The following is a 19,502-nucleotide window of genomic DNA, read 5'->3' on the forward strand; positions in this document are numbered from 1 at the left end:
CAAGGTGCGGGCTTGTGCCGGGGCATCGGGGGCGGCCCGGCGCTGGCCGGTCCTGTTGCGGTGCCTGGGGTGGAAGGCCGCGGTCGGCGCTGAGCTGAATGCTTGTCAGCGCCGGCCGCAGGGCTTCCTGGGTCGCCTGCATGCGCCGGGGGGACGTACGGGATGGGCCGGGCGCAGGAAAAGGGAGGAGAGCTACCGGTGTCCAAGGTGCTGCCCTGGGGCGGAGGGCTCCTTGGCGCCACTGATGGCCGGCCCGGTGTTGCTCAGGCGTGTTCCAGCATGCGCCGGATCCCGTCGCGGATGATCGTGGCGCGTTCTTGCGCCGTGAGCCAGGTGGCTGTGGAGCCTTGGGCGGTCTTTTCGACGAACAGCACGTCTTCGACGGCGTCGGCCACCGGATACAGGTGGCTGATGACCGCGAGGGTCTTGTCCCGGATCGCAGCGTTGCTCAGGACGGGAAGGGTGGCGTCCAGGCGGTCGGCGTCCAGCGAGCCGAACCCTTCGTCCAAGAACAGGCTCTCCAGCTTGCTGCTGCTGCGGTTGTGAAGTTCCACGAATGCCAGTGCCAGCGCGAGGGAGGTCTGGAATTTCTCCCCGCCGGAGAGGGTTTCTGGGCCGCGCACGAGATTCGTGGCGGACTCCACGATCTTGAAGTCGTCGGTGAACGCATAGAGCCCGGTGGAGATCTGCTGGAGGATTCTGCTCCCGTAGCGGAGCAGCGCATGGGTGCGCTGGTTTGTGAGATAGGTGAGGAACTTTGTGTCGGTGAGCTGGTCGCTCACTCTCCTCCACACTGCGGCCTGTTCATCCGCGGCGGTGATGGCAGCTTCCAGTGCCTCGGCGTAGGGGATTTGGGACTGTGCGGTACGCAGGTCGGACTTGGCCTTGTCGTGCGCTGCTTCCGCGGCGCTCGTCTTGCGGCTGAGCGGGTCGAGAACGGCGGGTGCCAGCAGGTCGCTCTTTTCCGGCACCGGGAAGCCCGGGTCATCGTCGGTTTCGTCGGCGGCGGTCCCGGCTTGGAGGGTGAGGTCCTTCTCGAACGCGTGGATGGCGTCCGTGGCTTGCTGCCCGGATTGTTTCAGTGCGCCCGTCAGTTGCTGGCTCATGGAGGCGAGGGCCTGGTAGTAGGCGCCGACGAAGGCCAGGTCGGATCCGTCCGGGGCAGGAGGCAGTTCCTTGGGCGTCTCGCCGTCAAGGAGACTTTCGACATCGGTGGCGGCGTCCGCCCAGCGCTCCAGCTTCTTGATGAGATTGCGGGTGGGCGCCTCCACCTTGCGCTGGCGGCGTCCGTCCAGGGCCTGCCGGTCCTCGGTGTGCTCGGCGAGGGCCTGCTGTGCTTCGTCGCGTGCCTGTGCTGTCTGTTCGAGTTGCGCGAGGCGCTGACCGGCTGTCTCCAGCGCTGAGGCGATGTCCTTCGGGGAGGGGAGGTCCTGCGGTGTGTCCTGGGCGGGTCGTATCGAGGCCGGGAGCTCGGTGACCTCGCTCAGCAGTGTCTGCAGGTCGCTCTCGTACTGCAGTTGGGTCTTCTCCAGCCGTTTACGTTCGCGCTGCAAGCGGTTGCGCTGGCGTTTGAGGTCGGCCCGGGCCGCCTCCTTCTCGGCCTGCGCGGTCGCCAGCTCTGCTTGGGCGCTCGTGTGGGCCGCGAGCGTTTCTGCTTCCGTAGCGCGCAGCGGCTGGACGAGTGTCTTGACCGCACGGGTGATCTGGGCCCGGTTCTTGGGGTCGCTGCCCGCGAGGGCACGCGCCTGCGTGGCCGTCTGCCGGCTCAGCGTGTCCAGAGCCGTGGCCACGCCCGGCACGACGGTCGGCCGCATCGTGTCCACCAGCTCCTGCAGCTGAAGCAGTGAAGTGTCCATGCGCTCGTGGGCGGCCAGACGTGCGCGCTGGTGCTTCTGGGCCGTCTGCTCGGTCGTGTTCAGCTGGGCTGTTGCCTCCGCCGCGGCGGTTACAGCTGTGTTCACGGCTTTCGAGGATTTGGTGCGCCTACCTCTGGCTTTGCCAAGCGCCTTGCCGTCCAGTGGGGTGGGGGGAGTGAAGTCGTCTGGGAGGGGCCGGATGCAGACCGGGCAGGCGTCCCCTGGCGCCAGAGTGGAACCTGCCGTGTGGGCGGCTTCGCCACGCAGTACCGCAGCAAGAGCCTCCTCGGCTTCTTCCCAGGCCTCGCGCAGTTGACGTAGCTCAGCTTCCAGCTTGTCGACGTGACCGCGCTGCTCCTCGACTGTCGCGAGCGCCGTGTTGGCCGACTGCAGATGTGCCGCCGCAGCGCTGGCTTCCTGCAGCGGGGCCCGGACGGCCTCCTGGATCTGGTCGGTGTGTGCGCGGGCCTGGGTGACGGCATGCTGTGCCAGGTCGGCTTTCTCGACGAGAACCGCCTGGCGCTGCTCGTGCTCGGCCAGCTCCTGCTGTGCTTGCGTGTGCTCCTGCTCATGTTCGCGGTGCTGCAGCTGCTCCTGTTCAAGCCGCTGCACCAGGGAGTCCAGCCCGGCTGTACGGCCCGGCAGGCCGGACAGCACAGTCACCGCACCGGACAGGGACCGGACCGTGTCACCGGCCTGCGTGGCCGCCTCCAGGGCGGCCTGCGCCGCGTCCAGCTTCAGGCTCAGATCGCGTCCGGCCGCCTCCTGCGCTGCGGCTTCGGTATCGAGCTCCGTCTTCGCCTCGGCCAGCATGGCCAGGGTGACAGCCGCATCCGGGACGCTGCGCTCACGCAGCAGCCGTGCCGCCTTGTCCAGAGCGGCCTTGCGGTGCTTGTGTGCGACGGCCCGCCCTTGTGCCACGCGCAGAGCGGCCAGCCGCTCGCGCCGGCCGGCCGCGATGCCACGCGTACGCTCCACATCCAGCGCCGCCTGCGCGGCGACGGCATGGGGGTCTCCCAGGAGGCCCGCCCGGGCACTCCTGGCGTCGAGGATGCCCGCGCTCAAGCGCTCCAGTCGAACGCCGGCGTGCTTGCGGACGCGTTCCAGTTCGTTGATGCCGAAGACGTGCCGCAGGATGTCGGCACGGTCGCCTCTGTTCGCTTTGAGCAGGGTGTCGAACTTCCCCTGAGGCAGCAGCACCGTGCTGACGAAGCCCTTCCAGTCAAGCCCGATGAGCTGGGTGACGGCTTCTGTCACCGCGCGCATGTTGTCGACCCGCAGGTCGGAGCCCCCTTCGGCCATGGACTCCAGAAGGACCTGCGGCTTCTTGCGGTTTGCATACAGGGTGCGCCGCACCCGCCACGGGCGGCCGTTCACGGAAAACTCGAGCGTCACGTGCATGCTGGGGCTGCCGGTGCTGATCAGCTCGTAGGCTTCCTCGGGTTTGTTCGACCACGAGCTCGCCCCGTACAGGCCGAAGGTGAGCCCATCGAGGACAGTGGACTTGCCGGCGCCGGTAGGGCCCAGGATGGCGAACCGGCGCTTCCCGGTGAAGTCGATGGTGCAGGTGCCGTGGTAGCTGCGCATTCCGCTGACGATGAGCAGGCTGGGCTTCACGACGCATCCGTCCAGGTGTTTTCCAGAGCAGCGCGGAGCATTTCCTCGGCCGGGGCCGGGGGCAGCGTCTCGTCGTCGAGCTCGTTGAGCAGGTGGGTGAATGCGGTGACGGTGGATTCCGCGGCAGCGCCGTTCAGCCCCTCGGATGCCAGGTAGGCGCGGAAGGCGTCGGGCAGTTCCGGCTCCTCGCCGGGGTCACCGTCCATGACAGCGTCGGCGGCCGCCTCCCGTGCCGGTGCGGGGCTGACGAGGATCGCGTCCGGGACGATCTCGGCGATCTTGTGGCTGAGGAGTGCGCCGGGTTCCTCGCCGGTGATCACCGGTTTGAGGAAGGTCTCGTCGTACTGGGCAGAGAAGGCCCTGAGTTCCTCGAGGGTTCCGGTGAAGTGCGTCAGGCGCCGTCCGCTCGAGAGCCGGCGAGGCAGGGCCCTGACCGGTCGTCCGGGGTCGGCGTCGACGATCACGACGCTCTTGGATTCGTCGGCTTCGCCGAAGTCCATGGCGAGCGGACTCCCGGCGTAGCGGGCGGTGCACTTGGCGCCCCGCACCGTTTGCGGGCGGTGGATATGCCCGAGGGCGGCGTAGGAAACCTCCGGAAGATTCTCGGGGCCGGTTTCGAAGCCGTCGTCCACGGCCCGTTCGCTCGGGGAGCGTTTGGCGCCGGTGACGTACACGTGGGCCGCGAACAGCAGGATGTCCCGGTCGGGGTCGTACCCCTCGTGCATGGCCCTCATCAGCTCCGCCTGCAGCTCGCGCATCCCCTCGGCGTAGTCGGCGTACGACGTGCCGGTCGCGGAGTGCTGCCAGAAGCGGTTCGGATGCACGAACGGCAGGACGGCCAGGCGGATTCGCTGCTCACCGCCGCAGGCGTCGAAGGTGAGGACACCGCCGTCGTCCGCGGGGCGGAACCGGTCGGCGAAGAACAAGCCCCGGCCCCGGGACGGTCCGTTCATAGAGCCGAAGAACTCGAAGTATGCGGGGGAGTCGTGGTTGCCGGCCAGGACCACGGTGGGGGCGATGGCGGCGAGTTCGATCAGTGTGTCCATGGCGCGCGACATTGCCCGGATGGTGGGACGGGAGTGGTGGAACAGATCGCCGCTGTGGACGATCAGATCCGGCTGGCTTTCCTGGGCGATGGCCACGATCTCGGCCAGGACGGCGTCGAAGTCCTCTTCGCGTGGGTGCCCGTGAAAGATGTGGCCTAAATGCCAGTCGGAAGTGTGGAGCAGTCTCATGCCTTCGTGCACCCTTCTGGGAAGCGAGGCGTAGGAGGGCACCGGTGGTGCCTTATGAGCCCGGGACTGTACACCAAATTCCCTGGAGTAAAACTGGGAGTCCCGAGTGGCTGCTGGCCTCCGGGCACGGACGAACGCATGACCGCTCTCGAGGGGCGCATGCAGCAGCCGTCAGGGGGCGGTCCGGCGGGCACTCGCGCAACACGCTACCGTCCAAGTACGCCTTTCCGGCGTGGATTTGACACGCAGTCGACTCGCCTGGAACGTTCTGTGCGGGCTCGGTGCGGCCCGGACGTGGCCCAGCCGGCGGCCGCGCCCGCAGTCGCCGAGCCCCATCTGGTCGCGCCTGTGCGCGACCTATCGGTCTTTACTTTTCCCTGGAATGAAACTGGTATATACGAGGGGCTGCTAGCATGCGGGCATGGATGAGCATCTGGTCGCACTCGAGAAGCGCATGCAGCAGCTGCAAGAGGCGCTCCGGCAGGCGCTCACACAACACGACACCGCCCAAGTGAACTCCCTGGGCGAGGAGCTGACACGCACTCGACACGCGTGGAACGTTCTGTGCGGGATCACTGAGGTCCCGGACACGGCCCAGCCGGAGGTGCAGCCAGGGGCCCGGCCTGAGCCCGCGCCGGCAGTCGTCGAGCCCAACCAGGACGTGCCCGTACGCGACCAGGTCCACCAGGCGCTCGCCCTGCTCACCGTCCCCGCCTCGCCCAAACTGCTCAGCCAGGTCCACCAGGCTTTCTTCTCCACCCCGCTGAACACGGCACGCATGACCACCCTGCGCCGCGACGAGGAACGCTCCTTCCGCTCCGCCCCTTACGGCCGCGCCTACTACATCTGCCCCGCGCTGACCTCCGACCTGCTCTCACCAGCCCGCGCGCTGCTCGCCCTGAGCACCTGGCCACTGGAGCAGCGCCTGGTGGGACCGCTCACCCAGCGCGTCCACTTCCTCACCTCGGCCCTACGGCTCGCGGACGCCGCCGAACACCTCGCCGGCGAGGCCGGAATGCCACAGCCGGTCCAGCTGCTGCTGCTGCACTACAGCCGCAACATCCACGGCGACGCCCCCCGGGGCCCGCTCGACCTGGACGCGCTGCGCCGGGCCGCCGCAGCGGAACTGGAGATCCACGCCGACGACGACGCCGACACCCGCGCCGAAGCAGCCCAGCGCGCACGTCAGCAACTCGGCGACGCGCAGCAGATCTTCGGCAACATCCTGCGCAACACCGCCCGCCTGCGTCGTACTTCGTAAACCCGCCTCTGCAACCAGCACGGCTGTGCCCTGTCCCGCCAAGGAAAACAGTGAGCTCGCTCGACGAACGACTGGGCGTATTACGCGGAACCGCTGCGCCCATCCCGCACAATGCACGCACCCTGGCAGCCTTGACCGCCAATCCGAGCTGCGAGCGCCGCTCCCTGCTGGATGCGGCCGGTATCGACAAAGACGCCCTCGCCGCCCATCTGGGCCTCCCGCGGCCGCTGAGAAAATCCCAGCTCGCCCTCGACTACGGCCTCGCCTTCGAACGCAAGGTCACCGCCCAGGCCGGAGCCCCCCTGGTACCGCTGCTCCGCCAAGCCCTGGGCCTGAGCGTGCCGGAGGTGTCCTACGAGGACGTCAACAGCGTCGGCAGCGATGACGACAAGTCCCCTCTGCGGCTGCGCCGCATCCACACCCGCTCCCGCATCCGCAGAGCAGCACACGGCAGGCCAGACCCCCGCACCCTGCTCGACCACCCCGTACTGCGTCTGACCGTCGCCGGCCACCAGGCCTACCTCGAACCCGACGTCATCGCCTTCCAGCGCGAGGGCGTCTTCTATGTCGTAGAGATCAAATCCTTCCCCGTCATCCACGGACAGCCCGACCCCCTCAAGGCCACCGCAGCGCTGACCCAGGCCGCCGCCTACGTCCTGGCCCTGCGGGAACTCCTCGCCGAGGACGGTCTCCCATCAGAGCGCGTCTCCGACACCGTGGTCCTGGTCAACCCGCGCAACTTCACCCGCCACCCCACCGCCACGCCCTTCAGCGCCCACAAGCAGATCAAGAACCTGAGCCGCCACCTCGGCAGACTGCGGCGCCTGCCCGAACTGCTGGGCAAAGTTCCCCCCGACACCACCTTCGACCTGGCGCCCGGCCCCGACCAGAAACCGACCCGGCCCCGCGGTGAACTCGTTGCCGCGCTCGCCACCGTGCGGCCCAACTACACCCCCGATTGCCGCCACCACTGCGACCTGGCCTTCCACTGCCGCACCGAAGCCCGCAACCAGGGCAAGACCGCCGCCCTGGGCACCGCAGTCCGCGACGACCTCGCAGGAGTCGACACCATCGCCACGGCCCTGGCCCTCACCGACGGGCACCTGCACCCCTCACGGAGCCAGAAAGACCTCACCCAGGCCCTGCGCCACGCACAGCGCATCCACGCAGACCTCCAGACGGACACCGCATGATCCGCCTCACCTCACTCCTGCGCATGCGCGCCGCCCACACCGGCAACGCCCAACGCGCCAGCCAACTGCGCCACCTCCACCTCAGCGACCAGCCACTGATGCTGCTGGCACTGAAACAGACCGGACCCGCCGCACGACTGCTGGCCGTCATGCTGGGCACCGACCCCCGCCGCCCCCAACTCCTGCTCACCCCGCCCTCAGGCAGCACCACTCCCATGCTCGCTTCCCTGGCAGACGCCGTCACCGCCCACATCGACGCCTGCCAGCGGCACAGCGAACACCTGCCCGCCACCTCCAGCAAGCCGGCCCGACGCCGCTACACCGACGCCCCCCAGATCCTCGTCCCCAACCCCCAGACCGTGCAGCACCTGAAAGACCTCGGAGCCGACCTGCGGTTCCGCACCGCCGACGACCAGGCTCCCGGCTCCCGGGCCGTCCAGCGCCTGGGCCACTGGCTCACCTATCTCACCGACCGCGCCGACCTGGCCGGCTCAGCCGCCCTCATCCCCATGACCAGCTTCCTCTCCATGCACTGGATCAGCGGCCAAAGCCCCCTCGAGGACGAGGACCTGGCCACCCTGCTGGCCTGGATCGACCCACCCCGCCACACTGCCTCCGGACGCGACGCCGCACTGGCAGCAGAAGACCCGGCCACCCACCGCCCGGCGGGACCAGCCACCGACGCCGCCTTCGACAACGACCACCTGGCGCCCCTGTTCGACGCCTACGCCCGCGCCCGGCGACAAGCCCTGGCCCAGGAGCAGACCCGCACCCTGCAAGAACTCGACCGCCTGCTGGCCACCTACCTGCAGCCCACCTGGGACCTCATGTGGCAGGCCTACGCACTCCTGCAGGCCCTCCCCGAAGCCAAGAGCACCGCACGCCGCTGGGACCACGAACGCACCGCCTTCACCGACGAATGCCTGCACCTGGCCCAGGACGGACGCCCCCGGCCGGCCCGCGACCAAGCCGTCGCCGCCGCCGTCCGCCTGGCCCACATGGAACACGCAGCAGCCGCCTTCGCCGCCGAACGCACCGCCGACGACCCCTTCGCACGAGCCGAACTGCGCACCACCGGCGAAGCCTTCGGCGGCACCGTCACCGCGATCGACTCCAAGCACACCCTGCGCGGGCCCACCGGACGGCCACAATGGCGGCCGCGGTTCACCGTGTCCACCTCCGACCCCCTGCGCATGGAACCCGGCCGGCTCCTGGCCTGCCACGCCTACCGCAAGGCCGGCTACAAGATCTGCGAGATCACTCCCGCCGACGGCGACACCCTCGTCGAACTCGAGATCACCGCAGGCATGGGCCACGCCGACCGTCCCACCTACGACGTCCTGCCCGAAGACGGTGCCTTCCTCGTGTTCACCATCGCACCGGATTCCTACCGGATGCCGGAATTTCCCTCACGAGAACAGACCCCCTGGACCCATGGCGGGCCTCCTGCCGACCATCCGGACGACAGCGACGAGGACACGGGCGAGGGCGACGGCGAGGAAGAACAGTGACACCTCCCCACCAGCCCTCACCGCAGCAGCAGATGGACACGGCCGCCCGCGCCATCCTGGAGCAGCTGCCCACGCTCACCCACCGCGGAATCGTCGTGCACTCCCCGCCCGGCGCCGGCAAATCCACCCTGGTCGCCCGAGCCGCCGACGCCCTCGCGCAGTCCAGCACCCCCTGCCCCGTCATCGCCCAGACCAACAGCCAGGTCGACCAACTCGTGCGGCGATTCGCCCGGCACCACCCGCATCTGCGCACCGCCCGGCTCACCGCAACGGAAAACTCAGTCCCGCACGATCTGCAGGCACATCCCGGCATCCGTATCGGCACCCGCATCGAAGCCCTCGAGAAGACGGCCGACGTCATCGTGGGAACCGCCATGAAATGGGCCACGGTCACCGACCGCCGATGGCCGTGGGCGATCATCGACGAGGCCTACCAGATGCGTTCCGACATGCTTTTGTGGACCGCCGGCCTCTTTGACCGGGCCCTCTTCGTCGGAGATCCCGGCCAACTCGACCCCTTCTCCGCGGTCGAAACCGACCGCTTCCACGGCCTGCCCCATGACCCCATGAACAGCGCGGTCGCCGTCCTGCTCGCCAACAACCCCGACCTGCCCGTCCACTTTCTGCCCGTGTCCTGGCGCCTGCCACCCTCAGCCGTCCCTCTGATCAGCGACGCCTTCTACCCCTTCACGCCCTTCCACGCCGGAAGCCGTGAAGCCGACCGCACCCTCACGTTCTCCATCCGCGGCATGCGTACCCCTACCGACGAGGTCATCGAACACGCCGCCCGAACCGGATGGGCACTGTTCGAACTACCAGCCCGCATCACCGGCCAGCACGACATCGAAGCCTTCCAGGCCGTCCTCGACATCGCCGAGCGGCTGCTGGCCCGGGGCGCCATCACCACCTGCGAGGAAAACCCCGAAGGCCACGTCCTGCAGCCGGGGGACATCGCCATCGGCACCGCCCATCGCAGCCAGGCCCACCACATCCGTGCGCTCCTGGCCCGCCAGTACCCCCCACTCCACAGCGTCACCGTCGACACCGCCAACCGACTCCAAGGCTGCGAATTCCGCGTCACCATCGTCCTGCACCCCCTCTCCGGCCGCGGCGACGCCTCCGCCTTCCACCTGGAAGCCGGCCGCCTGTGCGTCCTCACCTCACGACACCGCCACGCCTGCATCATCGTGGCCCGCGCCGGCATCGCCGAACTCCTCGACGCCCACCCCTCCAACGACCCCACACACCCCGGAGCCGCCTCCAAGGTCACCGACGGCTGGGAGGCCAACCACGCAGTCCTCGCCCACCTGACCCAGCACACCATCTCCGCCCAGGCACAGCCCCGTCACCGGCGCGGATGAGGAGGTCGCCGCACGCCTGCCACATGAAGGCGGGTTGATGGGAGCGTCGTCGCTGGGGTGCCCTCAGTCCTCGTCGTCGAAGGTGTCGTCGACTGACTCGTGGTGGACGTTGACGCCGGCTCGGCAGCGCGCGGCGCCGATCGTGTCGTGCAGCCGGGCGAACAGGTCGGGCCGGATGAGTAGATCAGCTCCCGCGACCGCGGGCAGGAGTGGTTCGTAGTTTCCGTCGTGGACGAGGTGGCCGTGCCACTGGCGGCAAATCAGTGCCTCACCGGTGGCGTCGCTGAGGCTGAACCCGCAGATTCCCTCTGTGGGTTCAAGGCCGAGTGCGGCCACGACGCTGGCTGCGGGTGCGAGTACGTAGAGGGGCAGGCCGAGGCCGCTCAGGGTGCGAGGGCGGGGCGTATCGATCAGGCCAGAGGCTCCAGCGTCAGTGAGGGCCGTCAATGCCTGGTCTGCGGCACTGATGTGCTCGGCTGCTGACTCGGTTGTAAGGCCGAGTCCCAGGCGCCGCCACGGGCTGGTCCACAGCTGCCAGGGGGCCTGGGAGGCGGGTAGTGTGCCGGGCGGCGGGTCGTCGTCGAGGGCCTCCAGGCCGACGGCGATCTGCAGTTGGCGGGCGGGCTGATCCGGGTATCGGCGTGCAGGAGTGCGCTGCCGCTCGAACAAGCCGATCTGCACCCAGCCCTCGTGCGGACCTCCATCCACGCGAGCAAAGGCCATGGCGTTTCCCGGCAGGGACCGCAGGCCCGCGACCGAAGCGAAGCCGGAAGGCGGCCAGGGCTTGTCCGCTTGATGGCTCTCACTGAACCACGGTGCTGGATCAAGCGACCACGCCAGGGCCTTGGGACGAGTCAGAGGGCGGGGAATGCGGGCGAGTTCGGCACGCAGAGCCGCGCGGGGGTCATCGCGCAGTCGCGCGGCCGCGCCGCGTTCGAAGTTCTGGGCGTTGCCGAGATGTCCCACTTGGGCAAGCGCGGCACGCAGGCCGGCGGCAGCGCGTTGCAGGGCGTCTTCGGCGGCGGCCTGGTCGGCGAGATAGGCGTCGGGAAGCTGGCTGCGGCGTCCATTGGTCAGAAGGTCCAGCTGCATGCTCATGAGCGTCTCGACGTCGGGAAGAGCATCGATCACGAGATCGATGACGGTCTCGCGGAGCCCGGCCGGACTGCCGGCGGCGTTTAGGCGGTCGCCCAGGTAGTGGTCGACGAGGTGGGTTGCGAACTCCCGAGGGTTGTTCATGCGCTGTCCTCGCTGGGGGAGAGGGCGGCGGCGATGGCGCGTGCGAGTGTCGGATGGGCTGCCGTTGCCGCGGGGGCGGGCGCCTGGTGGCCAGCGCGGGCCAGGATGGCGGACGCATCCGCACGGACGGACAGCACGTCACTGCCGCACAGCGTGACGAGCTGTGCGAGAAGGGCGGCATCCAGAGGCCCGTCGGGCAGGTGTCCTTGTAGGACGGTCAGGAGCCAGGTCAGGGGGCCAGCTCCGAGGTCGAAGGAGAGGACGCGCGCCAGAGCTGCCTGCGCCTGGCCGGAACGGCTGGCCAGCAGAACCGTCGCTGTGATCAGGGCGCGGCGCTTATCGCCGCGTTCAGGCAGGGCAATCGTGGCCAACGCAAGTTCGCACAGTGCGGTGTCGATGTCGTGCTGGGTCGCCTGTTCCGGCACCGGGTGGTACGCACCCTGACTGAGACGGGCACGGCCCGGCAGACGGTGGGCGATGACGCCATACGCCGCATCCCAGCAGGCGAAAGCGCTGACAGCCGGGGGTGAAGCGAGCGGGGGCTGAACAGCGAACGCCGAGACCAGGGCCAGGCTGACACCGATAGTGCGGCTGTAGGACGCCTCGGCGACGGCGTGGGCCACCTGGTCTGCGAGGTTGCGGGCTGCGGTGGCCGGGTCCGCGGAGTGCGCCTGCTGCCACAGATCCAGCCGGTCATTGCCGCCGAAGGAACGCCATCCGCCGCCGCCTCGCATCTTGGTGTAGGCGAGCATGCCCGCCGTGGCGGCGAGTGGGCCGTAGACACCAGGATCGCTGTCCTGGCGCAAGCGGAGCCCCAAGGCGAGGTCGGCCAGCAGCTCAAGAGGATTGGAGGCGTTCATCTCGTCGGCGATCCGGTGCAGGAACTGGGCGGCTGCGTCTGCTCCCTGACCGTCGATGACCTCCAAGAGCCGCCACCCGACCGCATTGGCCAGGGCGTCCCTCGACCACCGCGGGCCCGAGGGGGCATCGTATGCCTTGCTGCTGCGGTCACGGACCGCAGCAAGCGCGCCAGCAGCACCTACGGGCAGCGTCGGGCGCTGCTGGGCGTGCAGATACGCGTCTGTGGTGGGGCGCTTCTCGGGGCCGAACCAGTCACGTGAGGTGTTGTCGGGCACGGGGCGGGGCGCCCGAGGCAAGCCGCCCTCACCGCCACAACGCTGTGCTGCTGTGCGCAGCGCAGAAGTGGGCTCGTCCCCGGCAGCCTGCGATGCGGCGATCAGTGTCTGGTCGTCGTAGGTGGAGGTGATCGCATTGGCCAGCACCGGCAGGAGACGCGATGCGCGGGCCGCGTCGTCGCCGGGCAGGTCAGCGAGCCTGGTGAGCAGAGCAACGTCCTGCTGGATGCTGCGGCCATCGGGGCCAGCGGCGATGCGGAGCGCGGCCAGGACGACGGGGTCGGCCGTGTCAGCCTGCGTGGCCAGCATCTGCCGGTGGGCCGCGCCCACCCGGCCATCGGGCAGCCCGGGCTCAGCCAGCAGCACCTGGGCGCCCAACTGCGCGGCACCCCGCGGATCCAGGCGCGCAAGGGAACGCCACCACTCCTGCGGCGTTCCCGCCGTGCCCCGCCCGTCGGTGCAGTCCGCGACGAGATAGACAAGAGGCTGCGTACGCGCCAGACGCACCTGCGCCTGGACGGGATCGGCCTGCAGGAGCTGAGGCAGCGGATCCAGCAACTCCTCGATGGTGATGTCCTTGTGACCGCCATAGGCCCCCACGTAGCGGGCGGCACGCTCCCAGCACCGCTTCGCCTCGTGCAGGTCGCCGCAGGCGAGACTCACGCGGGCCATCTCAAGCTCGAAGTCGGCGTCCTCCGCATACAGCGCACGACGCTCGGCTTGCGCTCCGCGCAACGTGCGCATGAGCTCGTGCACGACATCGGCCCCTGCCTGGCCGACGCTCCCGACGAGCAGGGACACCAGCTCCGTGGTGATCAGCGGGCCGGTTCCGGCCATGCCCATGAGAGAGGTGGTGGTGCCCTCGCTGACGGCTTGCAGGAAGGCGATGCCCACAGCGACATCATCGCCACGCAGCAGGGCGACGGCGTCGTGCAACACCTGCCGCACCTGCCGGTGGATGTCCGCAAGATCGCAAGCCCGGGGGCTGCCCGTGAACGCGTGTGCATGCTGGGCCAGTTGTTCGAGCGCCACACGCACGGTCACGGACGCGGTTTCGGCTGTGAGGATGCCCGCCTCGACGTCGCGGTGCAGGCCTACCGTGGCCAGGGTGAAGCGCAGCCAGGCACGGTAGAAGCCATCGCCGTCCAGGAGGGGGAGCAGTCGGGCGGACGCCTGCGGATCGGCAGCATGGGCCACGGCCAGCAGTGTCAGCCACCTGTTCACCGGGCCGGACAGGCCGCTGGCACGGTAGGTCAGTACATCCTGTGTTGCTTCCGCGAGAACCGCGGCGATGTCCCCGGAAAAGATCTCCTCGGCAAGGTCCGACACTGCCACGCCATGGCGGAGCAGGCGCCGCGGGTCGCACGGCCCGCTGGCCCAGGCCGCGGTGGCCAGCGCGCGGGCAGACGGTAGCGCGCCGCCCGCCGTGCCATGGGCGTCCGCCAGGTGCAGCAAAAGGGCCGCGCGCCGGTCGGGTTGCTCGATGAGCTCCACGCTCTCGAGCAACGGGTCTGGACCCAGACAGTCCAACAGCACACCCAGCGCATCCTCAGGCGACGTCAGAGCCTCCTGGCCGAGGAACCGGGCCACCCGCTGCGCGAGCGTACGCGGGACCTGCCCGAGCTCGACATTGTCCGCAGCCCGGGCCGGCAACCGGATCCGTCCGCGCAACTCCGCCAGGAACACCGACTCATCGCTCTCGGAACCGTAGTGGACACGCTCCTTGCGTGCCTCGTCCCAGGCCGTCAGGTACGCCTCCCACGGGGCGGCACAGCCGGCCCGGTCGACCGCCGCACACAGCTGCAGGCCCCACCGCGCCGCCATCGTGGTCACACCCTCGTACATCAGGCTTGCCGCCACGCGGTCGGCTCCCACCAGCGCCACCAGCACATCCGCATACGGCACCAGGGAACCCGGCAGGCCTTCGTCCTCATACGTCGCCCGCGCCCGGCTCAGTTCGACGCAGCGCACCAGTGTGGGCCAGTCGTTACGGACCGCCGCACGCCGCGCGGCAACGGTCAGAGTGTGGACGATGGCCTGAGGAGGCTGCAGCCCGGCAATCGCGCGGGAGAGGAAATCGGGTTCGATCAGCAGAGCGAGTTCGTCATCGCGCCCCAGAGCGGCCAGCAGTTCGGGCAGGTGCCGGAACGCGCGGGGATCGGTGAAGAAGCCCCGCTGGGACAACCAGTCGGCGGCCTGGGACCGGACCTGATCGACCCACCTGTCGTCGCCGTCGACCCGGCGGACGAAGCGGCTGAAGCTCTCATGATGGATCTTCAGTCCGCCGATGCCCGGCTGCTGCGCGACGATCGGTGCCACGCTGTTCAGCGCGGCACCGAGTTGCATTCCGGGCAGCGGGAAAATCTCCTCGAGCTCCGACGCACTCACAGCGAAGTCGCATACCGCGAGCATGCTGACAGCAGAACGCTGCCCGGGGGTCAGACCGGCCAGCAGATAGGCGTAGTAGTCGTCGAGGTCGTGCGCCGACGACGGCACCGTCCCCAACCTCTCCAGAGGATCGCCAGCACCATCCGGCGCCGGCGCCGCTCCCAGGCCCGGGGCAGGACCAACGGCCTGCCGGCACAAATACGTGGCGTACAGGGCGTTGCCTCGAGAGCGCTCCTCGATCAGTGCGACCGCGGCCTCCGCCCGCGCAGCGGGATCGAGCCCCTCACCGGCAGAGGAGGACTCCAGGGCCGTCAACACGCCCAGGCGGTCCGCCAGAGCATGCAGTTCGGCGCGGTTGAGCGGGGCAACGGTGAGACGGGAGGCACCGGCGTCGACGGCCTCGAGGTGAGGGCCGGGCTGGCTGGCCAGGACGAGCACGACACCGGGCGGCAGTTCCAGGGCGGAGAGGTCCGCGACCAGAGAGGCCGCCGGGTCCACCCGCGGACGAAAGGCGCTGCCGGTGGTGGATCCAAGAACCCGGCTGACATGGTCGATACCGTCCACGATCAGCGCGATCGGCCGGTCCGGTGCCAGGCCGCGCGCGGCAGTGACCGCGGCCGTGAGCGTCTCCGGCGTGGCCGCGTAGCGCGGCCTGACCTGCGCCAGCGCCTCCGGAACGGCCGTACCCAGCTGCTTCAGCAGGCTGCCGATCACGACCTCAGTCAGCACACGCTGCTGACGGTCGATGTCCGCAGCGCCGAGCCAGCAGTGATGCCTCACCGCCAGCCAGGATTCCCGCAGCGCATCCCCGAGCTGCTCGCACAACCACGACTTGCCGATGCCGGGAGCACCGGTGACCACCACGACACCCCCCTGCTGAGCAGCGTCCTTCACGGCCGCGACCACGCCCGTGAGCACCGTAGGACGTCTCACCTCGGTGGCACGGTCCACGGGGTGCCCCTCACGGACCGCTCCGAAGTCGACTTCCAGACTCAGACGAGGAAGCAGGTCCTCGACCATCACGGTCCCCGCCCGGCTGCGCGCCGCTTTGGCCGCCTCGATCAGGGCCAGCGCCACCTCCTCGGGCGTGCGGTGCCGGTTCGGCGGCCGTCCGGCACCGAGTTCTTCGGTGATGCGGTGCAGCAAGGCCGCCTCGGCTGGCCCGGGCTCGCGAATGTTGAGCGAACACGCCGGAAGATCCGTGTCGACGACCAGGGATGCGCAAGCGCGGTTGAGCAGGTCATCACTGACCTGGGCGAGCATCTCCTTCCACGGAGCGTGTGCACGCAGCGCAGCGGCGTCGAAACGGAACCGTTTGCTGTTCAAGCCGTGCAGTGCAGGCCCGGGATCGGTGCTCGCGTGGACCGGGCGCAGCACCCGGGTCAGCTCGGGATCCTCCGGCTCCATGTCGCGCACCACGAGGCGATGCGAGGCACCCGGATCCGAGGTGAAGTCGTGGTCCATGGAGGAGAAGAGCAGATCCAGGCGTAGGCCTCGCTTGTCCTTCGTGAAACTCTCCAGCGACAACGCGCGGTCATGATCCGTGTGCTTGATCTGCAGCCGCTCGCGGCTGCCGGTGCCCCACTCGCACGTGATGTCATCAAATCGGTCCCCGGTGAACATCTTCGTGTCGACCAGCAGGGAATTCGCACGTCCCACCGCCAGGTCCACCAGTCGCAGCGCGGTGAGCAGGTCCTGGTAAGCGTAGCCAAGGTGTGTCGGGCGTAGCCCCATGCTCACCTCCAGCGTGCCCTGCTCACTTGGCACCCCCCCCGTGGTGCGCTTCACGGTCACCCTAACCTCCCCGACGTACCGGGACGGAACGGAAACCCAAGGGGAGATCATGTGTGCAAGATCCAGCTGCTCCGGGAACACCTTGCAGGTTGGGCACCAGCAGCGGCTCTCGCACGCGAGATCGACGGCGACGGCGGCCGCACTCACCTGGTCGTCGACGGTTTCGCGTACCAGACAGGGGATGTCAGGCGTCGACGTTGATGCCGTAGTCGGTGGCCAGGCCCGCGAGGCCGGTGTTGTAGCCCTGCCCGACAGCGCGGGCCTTCCATCCGGTTGTGTGGCGGTAGAGCTCCACCGCGACGGTGACGGTCTCGCCTGATGAGAACGGCCCCGGAGCGAAAGCCAGTTGGGCGCTGGAAGACTGGGTGATGTCTGCGTGCCACTGGGTGTGCTGGTCGAAGACTGCGGCGGGCTGGGCCTCGATGTCGATGCTGACGATGACGGCGATGGAGGTGATGTCGTCGGGGATGAGGTTCAGATCGGCGGTGACGGTGTCTCCTCCGACGCTGACCCCGTCGTGACTGGGGTGGTTGTAGAAGACGAGGTCGTGGTCGTCGCGTACCTTGCCGTTGCGGGTGAGGAGTACAGCGGAGACATCGACGGGCGCGCCGGTGCAGGTGATGCGGACCGTCGTCGGTTCCGTGGCCACGGCCGTGTTAGCCCCCTTGGCCAGCCACTGCCCAGCAGCGTTTTCCCCGTTGCTGGCCGGGACGGCGGGGGAGGGGGGTGCGATCGGGGGCAGGCTGGTACCAGTAAGAGCCGCGATGACATGCTGGAGGATGGGCCAGCCTTCGGTTTCCTTGCCAGGCCACGGCCAGGTCAGCCGCTGGGCGCCGAACTCCTTGGCGGTCGGCGGCCGCCCGAGTGCTTCCTGTAGTTGGAGGTGGCGCAGGCTTTCGGTGGCCAGGCGGCTGAGCTGCCACTGCCGTTGGGTTTCTTCCGGGTTGTTCACCCAGGTGTCGTGGTCGACGGGCTTGCCGCCCAGCTCCTGGTACACCCGGCGGGCGAAGTCGTAGCCGTCCTCAGTCAGTAGGCGGGTAGGCCGCTCCTGTTGGGATGGCGTCGGCTCGCCGATGGCCGTGTACAGCGCCCCCAGGTCGCCGCCCGTCCAGTGGTTGGCTGCTGTGATCGCGAACCGGGCGAACTGGGGCAGCGTGGGGGGACGCCCCTTGGCGGCGACGAAGCGGTGATGCTGGTGGGCGACCTCCTCCAACTCGGAGCGCCAGCGGCCCTCCACGAAGGCACCGAGATACTGCTCGGCCCAGGCCCGCCGGTGTCGTGTGATGACGTCCCGTACCCGCTCGAAGCCGTCCCGACGGGCGCCGTGACTCATGCTGGAGGTGAACGTCATCTGCCCGTACGGGGTCTCGACCGTACTGTCCTCGCTGTCCGTGATCTCCTCCTCCGGCCCGAGGAGTTGTTCGGCGGCTTGCAGTTCGCGGAAGAAGGCGGTGTCGACCGGGCATCCGGCCGCGCGCAGGGCGGCCAGCGGCCTGCTGTAGTAGCGGTCGACGCGGTCCAAGGTGGTGCGGGAGTAGGGGCCTTCGCACACGAACCAGGCGGTCAGGCCCACGCCGTGCCAGAACTCGGCCGCGGGACCGAGGGCTTCGGCCATGGTCTGGTGCGGGCGCGGGTTGCTGACGATGCTGCCGGGATACCGCGCAAGCGTCACCGTCTCCCACAGCCGCCCCACCCGTTCCAGGACATCGGCGGGCAGACGCTGCCGGTACAACTGAGGGGTGTACCCCTGCTCGGTCCGGTTCAGACTCATCAGATCCTGATCGACCAGCCCCCACAACGACGGCATTCCCCGTGACTGGCCGGCATGCGCCTGGTCGAAGTCCGCCCACCAGCCTCGCAGGGCCGCAGCCCGCTCCTCCACCGGAGACAGAGAACTGCCGCCGCCGAGGAAGGCCGCGAGCATCGCATGGACCTCGTCCTCCGCGATGCCCGCCTCGGCCGCCATACCGGCCGTCTGCGTGGCCATGCCGACGTACAGACGTGGCTCGGGCAGAGCGGTGATGATCTCCTCATCCGGGTGCGGGGGAGCCTGAAGGTAATCCAGCACAGCCAGCCAGTCACCCCCGAAGTACGCGGAGACGACCGGCTGCAGCTCCTTGGTGAGCACCCGGCGCGCCAGGGCTGTTCCCGTCCTGGCCTTCTTGGCGAAACCAGCCATCAGCCCTTGCAACCGCTGGATCCGGTGACGTGCGGCAAGCTGCACGAGGTCGGCGGCGGCAAGGGTGTCCAGCAAACGAAGGCGGGCCTGCTGCTGTCCCGCACGGTCCAGCTGGTGCCAGCCGCCGCCGAAGCGGAAGGCTTCCAGCGCGCTCTCGTCGATGCCCAGCAGCCGGTAACGCTCCTCGATGAGTGTCCAGAACCGCTGCTGTTCTGTGCGAGGGAAGATCTCTCCTGCCGCCCGCAGCCGGATGGGCTGAAGCAGTGTCTCGAACAGCGGCACCAGCAGCGCCCACAGCAATACCGTGTCCCAGTCCTCCACAGCGGTGAGGCGGGCGGTGTCATCGGCGGCCAGCGTCAGAGCGTGGCCAGGGCGTTCCCGCAGCAGATACGGCAGATTGACTGCCCCTGCCTTCACCGAGAGTTTCTGGGGCAGGTACCACGCGCCGAGCCGCTGCTGCTCCTGGACCCCGAAGGCGTTGGCGCAGAAGACTTCCTCTTCCCGGGTGAGGGCCGTCACCTTGGCGGTGTCCGGCGTGTGGCGTCCTCGGCCGGGGACGACGGTGGCCACCGGCCGTCCGGCGAGCCCTGCGGCCAGCAGTCTGGCCGCCAGGGCGTCGATGTCGGCGAACCGTTGCTGCTGCCCGGCCGCCCGCTCCAGGGCGAGCGCCTGCTCGGGACTGCAGTCCCGAGCAGGCTGCCACCAGCGTGTCGGGTCACTGGCCACCGGTCA

Annotated in this window: 9 protein-coding genes; 4 read left to right on the forward strand and 5 right to left on the reverse strand. The window is 69.1% G+C overall.

Translation table 11 applies throughout. From position 1 onward, the window contains the following. Positions 1-263 precede the first annotated feature (263 nt). Together ACK1X7_RS48150 and ACK1X7_RS48155 are read right to left on the reverse strand one after the other, a co-directional pair. Positions 264-3,473 carry an AAA family ATPase gene (locus ACK1X7_RS48150; RefSeq protein ID WP_413116822.1) on the reverse strand — a complete coding sequence of 1,070 codons (3,210 nt, stop codon included), beginning with the start codon at positions 3,471-3,473 and terminating at the stop codon, positions 264-266. After that, a complete protein-coding gene (locus ACK1X7_RS48155) occupies positions 3,470-4,708 on the reverse strand; it encodes a metallophosphoesterase family protein (RefSeq protein WP_413116823.1) in 1,239 nt (412 codons plus the stop codon). The genes ACK1X7_RS48150 and ACK1X7_RS48155 overlap by 4 nt, the downstream gene beginning before the upstream one ends. Before the next feature lie 421 nt (positions 4,709-5,129). Here ACK1X7_RS48155 and ACK1X7_RS48160 point away from each other — a divergent pair, with 421 nt between their 5' ends. From ACK1X7_RS48160 to ACK1X7_RS48175, 4 genes are all read left to right on the forward strand, one after another. Then, complete coding sequence (locus ACK1X7_RS48160) at positions 5,130-5,969, forward strand: hypothetical protein (protein ID WP_359418518.1); 840 nt, start codon at positions 5,130-5,132, stop codon at positions 5,967-5,969. Positions 5,970-6,100: 131 nt separating this feature from the next. Next, entirely contained in the window at positions 6,101-7,162 is a 1,062-nt protein-coding gene (locus tag ACK1X7_RS48165) for a hypothetical protein (protein ID WP_413116824.1), read from the forward strand. Beyond that, on the forward strand, positions 7,159-8,673 hold the full coding sequence (locus ACK1X7_RS48170; protein ID WP_413116825.1) for a hypothetical protein: 1,515 nt from the start codon (positions 7,159-7,161) through the stop codon (positions 8,671-8,673). The genes ACK1X7_RS48165 and ACK1X7_RS48170 overlap by 4 nt, the downstream gene beginning before the upstream one ends. Next, on the forward strand, positions 8,670-10,034 hold the full coding sequence (locus ACK1X7_RS48175; RefSeq protein ID WP_413116826.1) for an AAA domain-containing protein: 1,365 nt from the start codon (positions 8,670-8,672) through the stop codon (positions 10,032-10,034). Before ACK1X7_RS48170 ends, ACK1X7_RS48175 begins: the two co-directional genes overlap by 4 nt. A gap of 63 nt (positions 10,035-10,097) precedes the next feature. Here the strand turns inward: ACK1X7_RS48175 and ACK1X7_RS48180 are convergent, their stop codons facing one another. The 3 genes from ACK1X7_RS48180 to ACK1X7_RS48190 all read right to left on the reverse strand — a co-directional run bounded on the left by ACK1X7_RS48180 (position 10,098) and on the right by ACK1X7_RS48190 (position 19,496). After that, complete coding sequence (locus tag ACK1X7_RS48180) at positions 10,098-11,273, reverse strand: hypothetical protein (protein WP_351655134.1); 1,176 nt, start codon at positions 11,271-11,273, stop codon at positions 10,098-10,100. Further along, positions 11,270-16,591: an AAA family ATPase gene (locus tag ACK1X7_RS48185; protein WP_413116827.1), complete on the reverse strand. Its 5,322-nt coding sequence runs from the start codon at positions 16,589-16,591 to the stop codon at positions 11,270-11,272. Before ACK1X7_RS48185 ends, ACK1X7_RS48180 begins: the two co-directional genes overlap by 4 nt. A 184-nt stretch (positions 16,592-16,775) precedes the next feature. Continuing rightward, positions 16,776-19,496: a TerD family protein gene (locus tag ACK1X7_RS48190; protein ID WP_413116828.1), complete on the reverse strand. Its 2,721-nt coding sequence runs from the start codon at positions 19,494-19,496 to the stop codon at positions 16,776-16,778. Positions 19,497-19,502: the final 6 nt, after the last annotated feature.

This window comes from Streptomyces sp. CY-1 (genome assembly GCF_047218265.1).
GTDB lineage: Bacteria > Actinomycetota > Actinomycetes > Streptomycetales > Streptomycetaceae > Streptomyces > Streptomyces niphimycinicus.

What these genes read in the sequence shown, in the direction of transcription:
- ACK1X7_RS48155 (WP_413116823.1), bottom strand. Translation starts at nt 4,708, where the DNA reads ATGAGACTGCTCCACACTTCCGACTGGCATTTAGGCCACATCTTTCAC.
- ACK1X7_RS48160 (WP_359418518.1), top strand. Translation starts at nt 5,130, where the DNA reads ATGGATGAGCATCTGGTCGCACTCGAGAAGCGCATGCAGCAGCTGCAA.
- ACK1X7_RS48170 (WP_413116825.1), top strand. Translation starts at nt 7,159, where the DNA reads ATGATCCGCCTCACCTCACTCCTGCGCATGCGCGCCGCCCACACCGGC.
- ACK1X7_RS48180 (WP_351655134.1), bottom strand. Translation starts at nt 11,273, where the DNA reads ATGAACAACCCTCGGGAGTTCGCAACCCACCTCGTCGACCACTACCTG.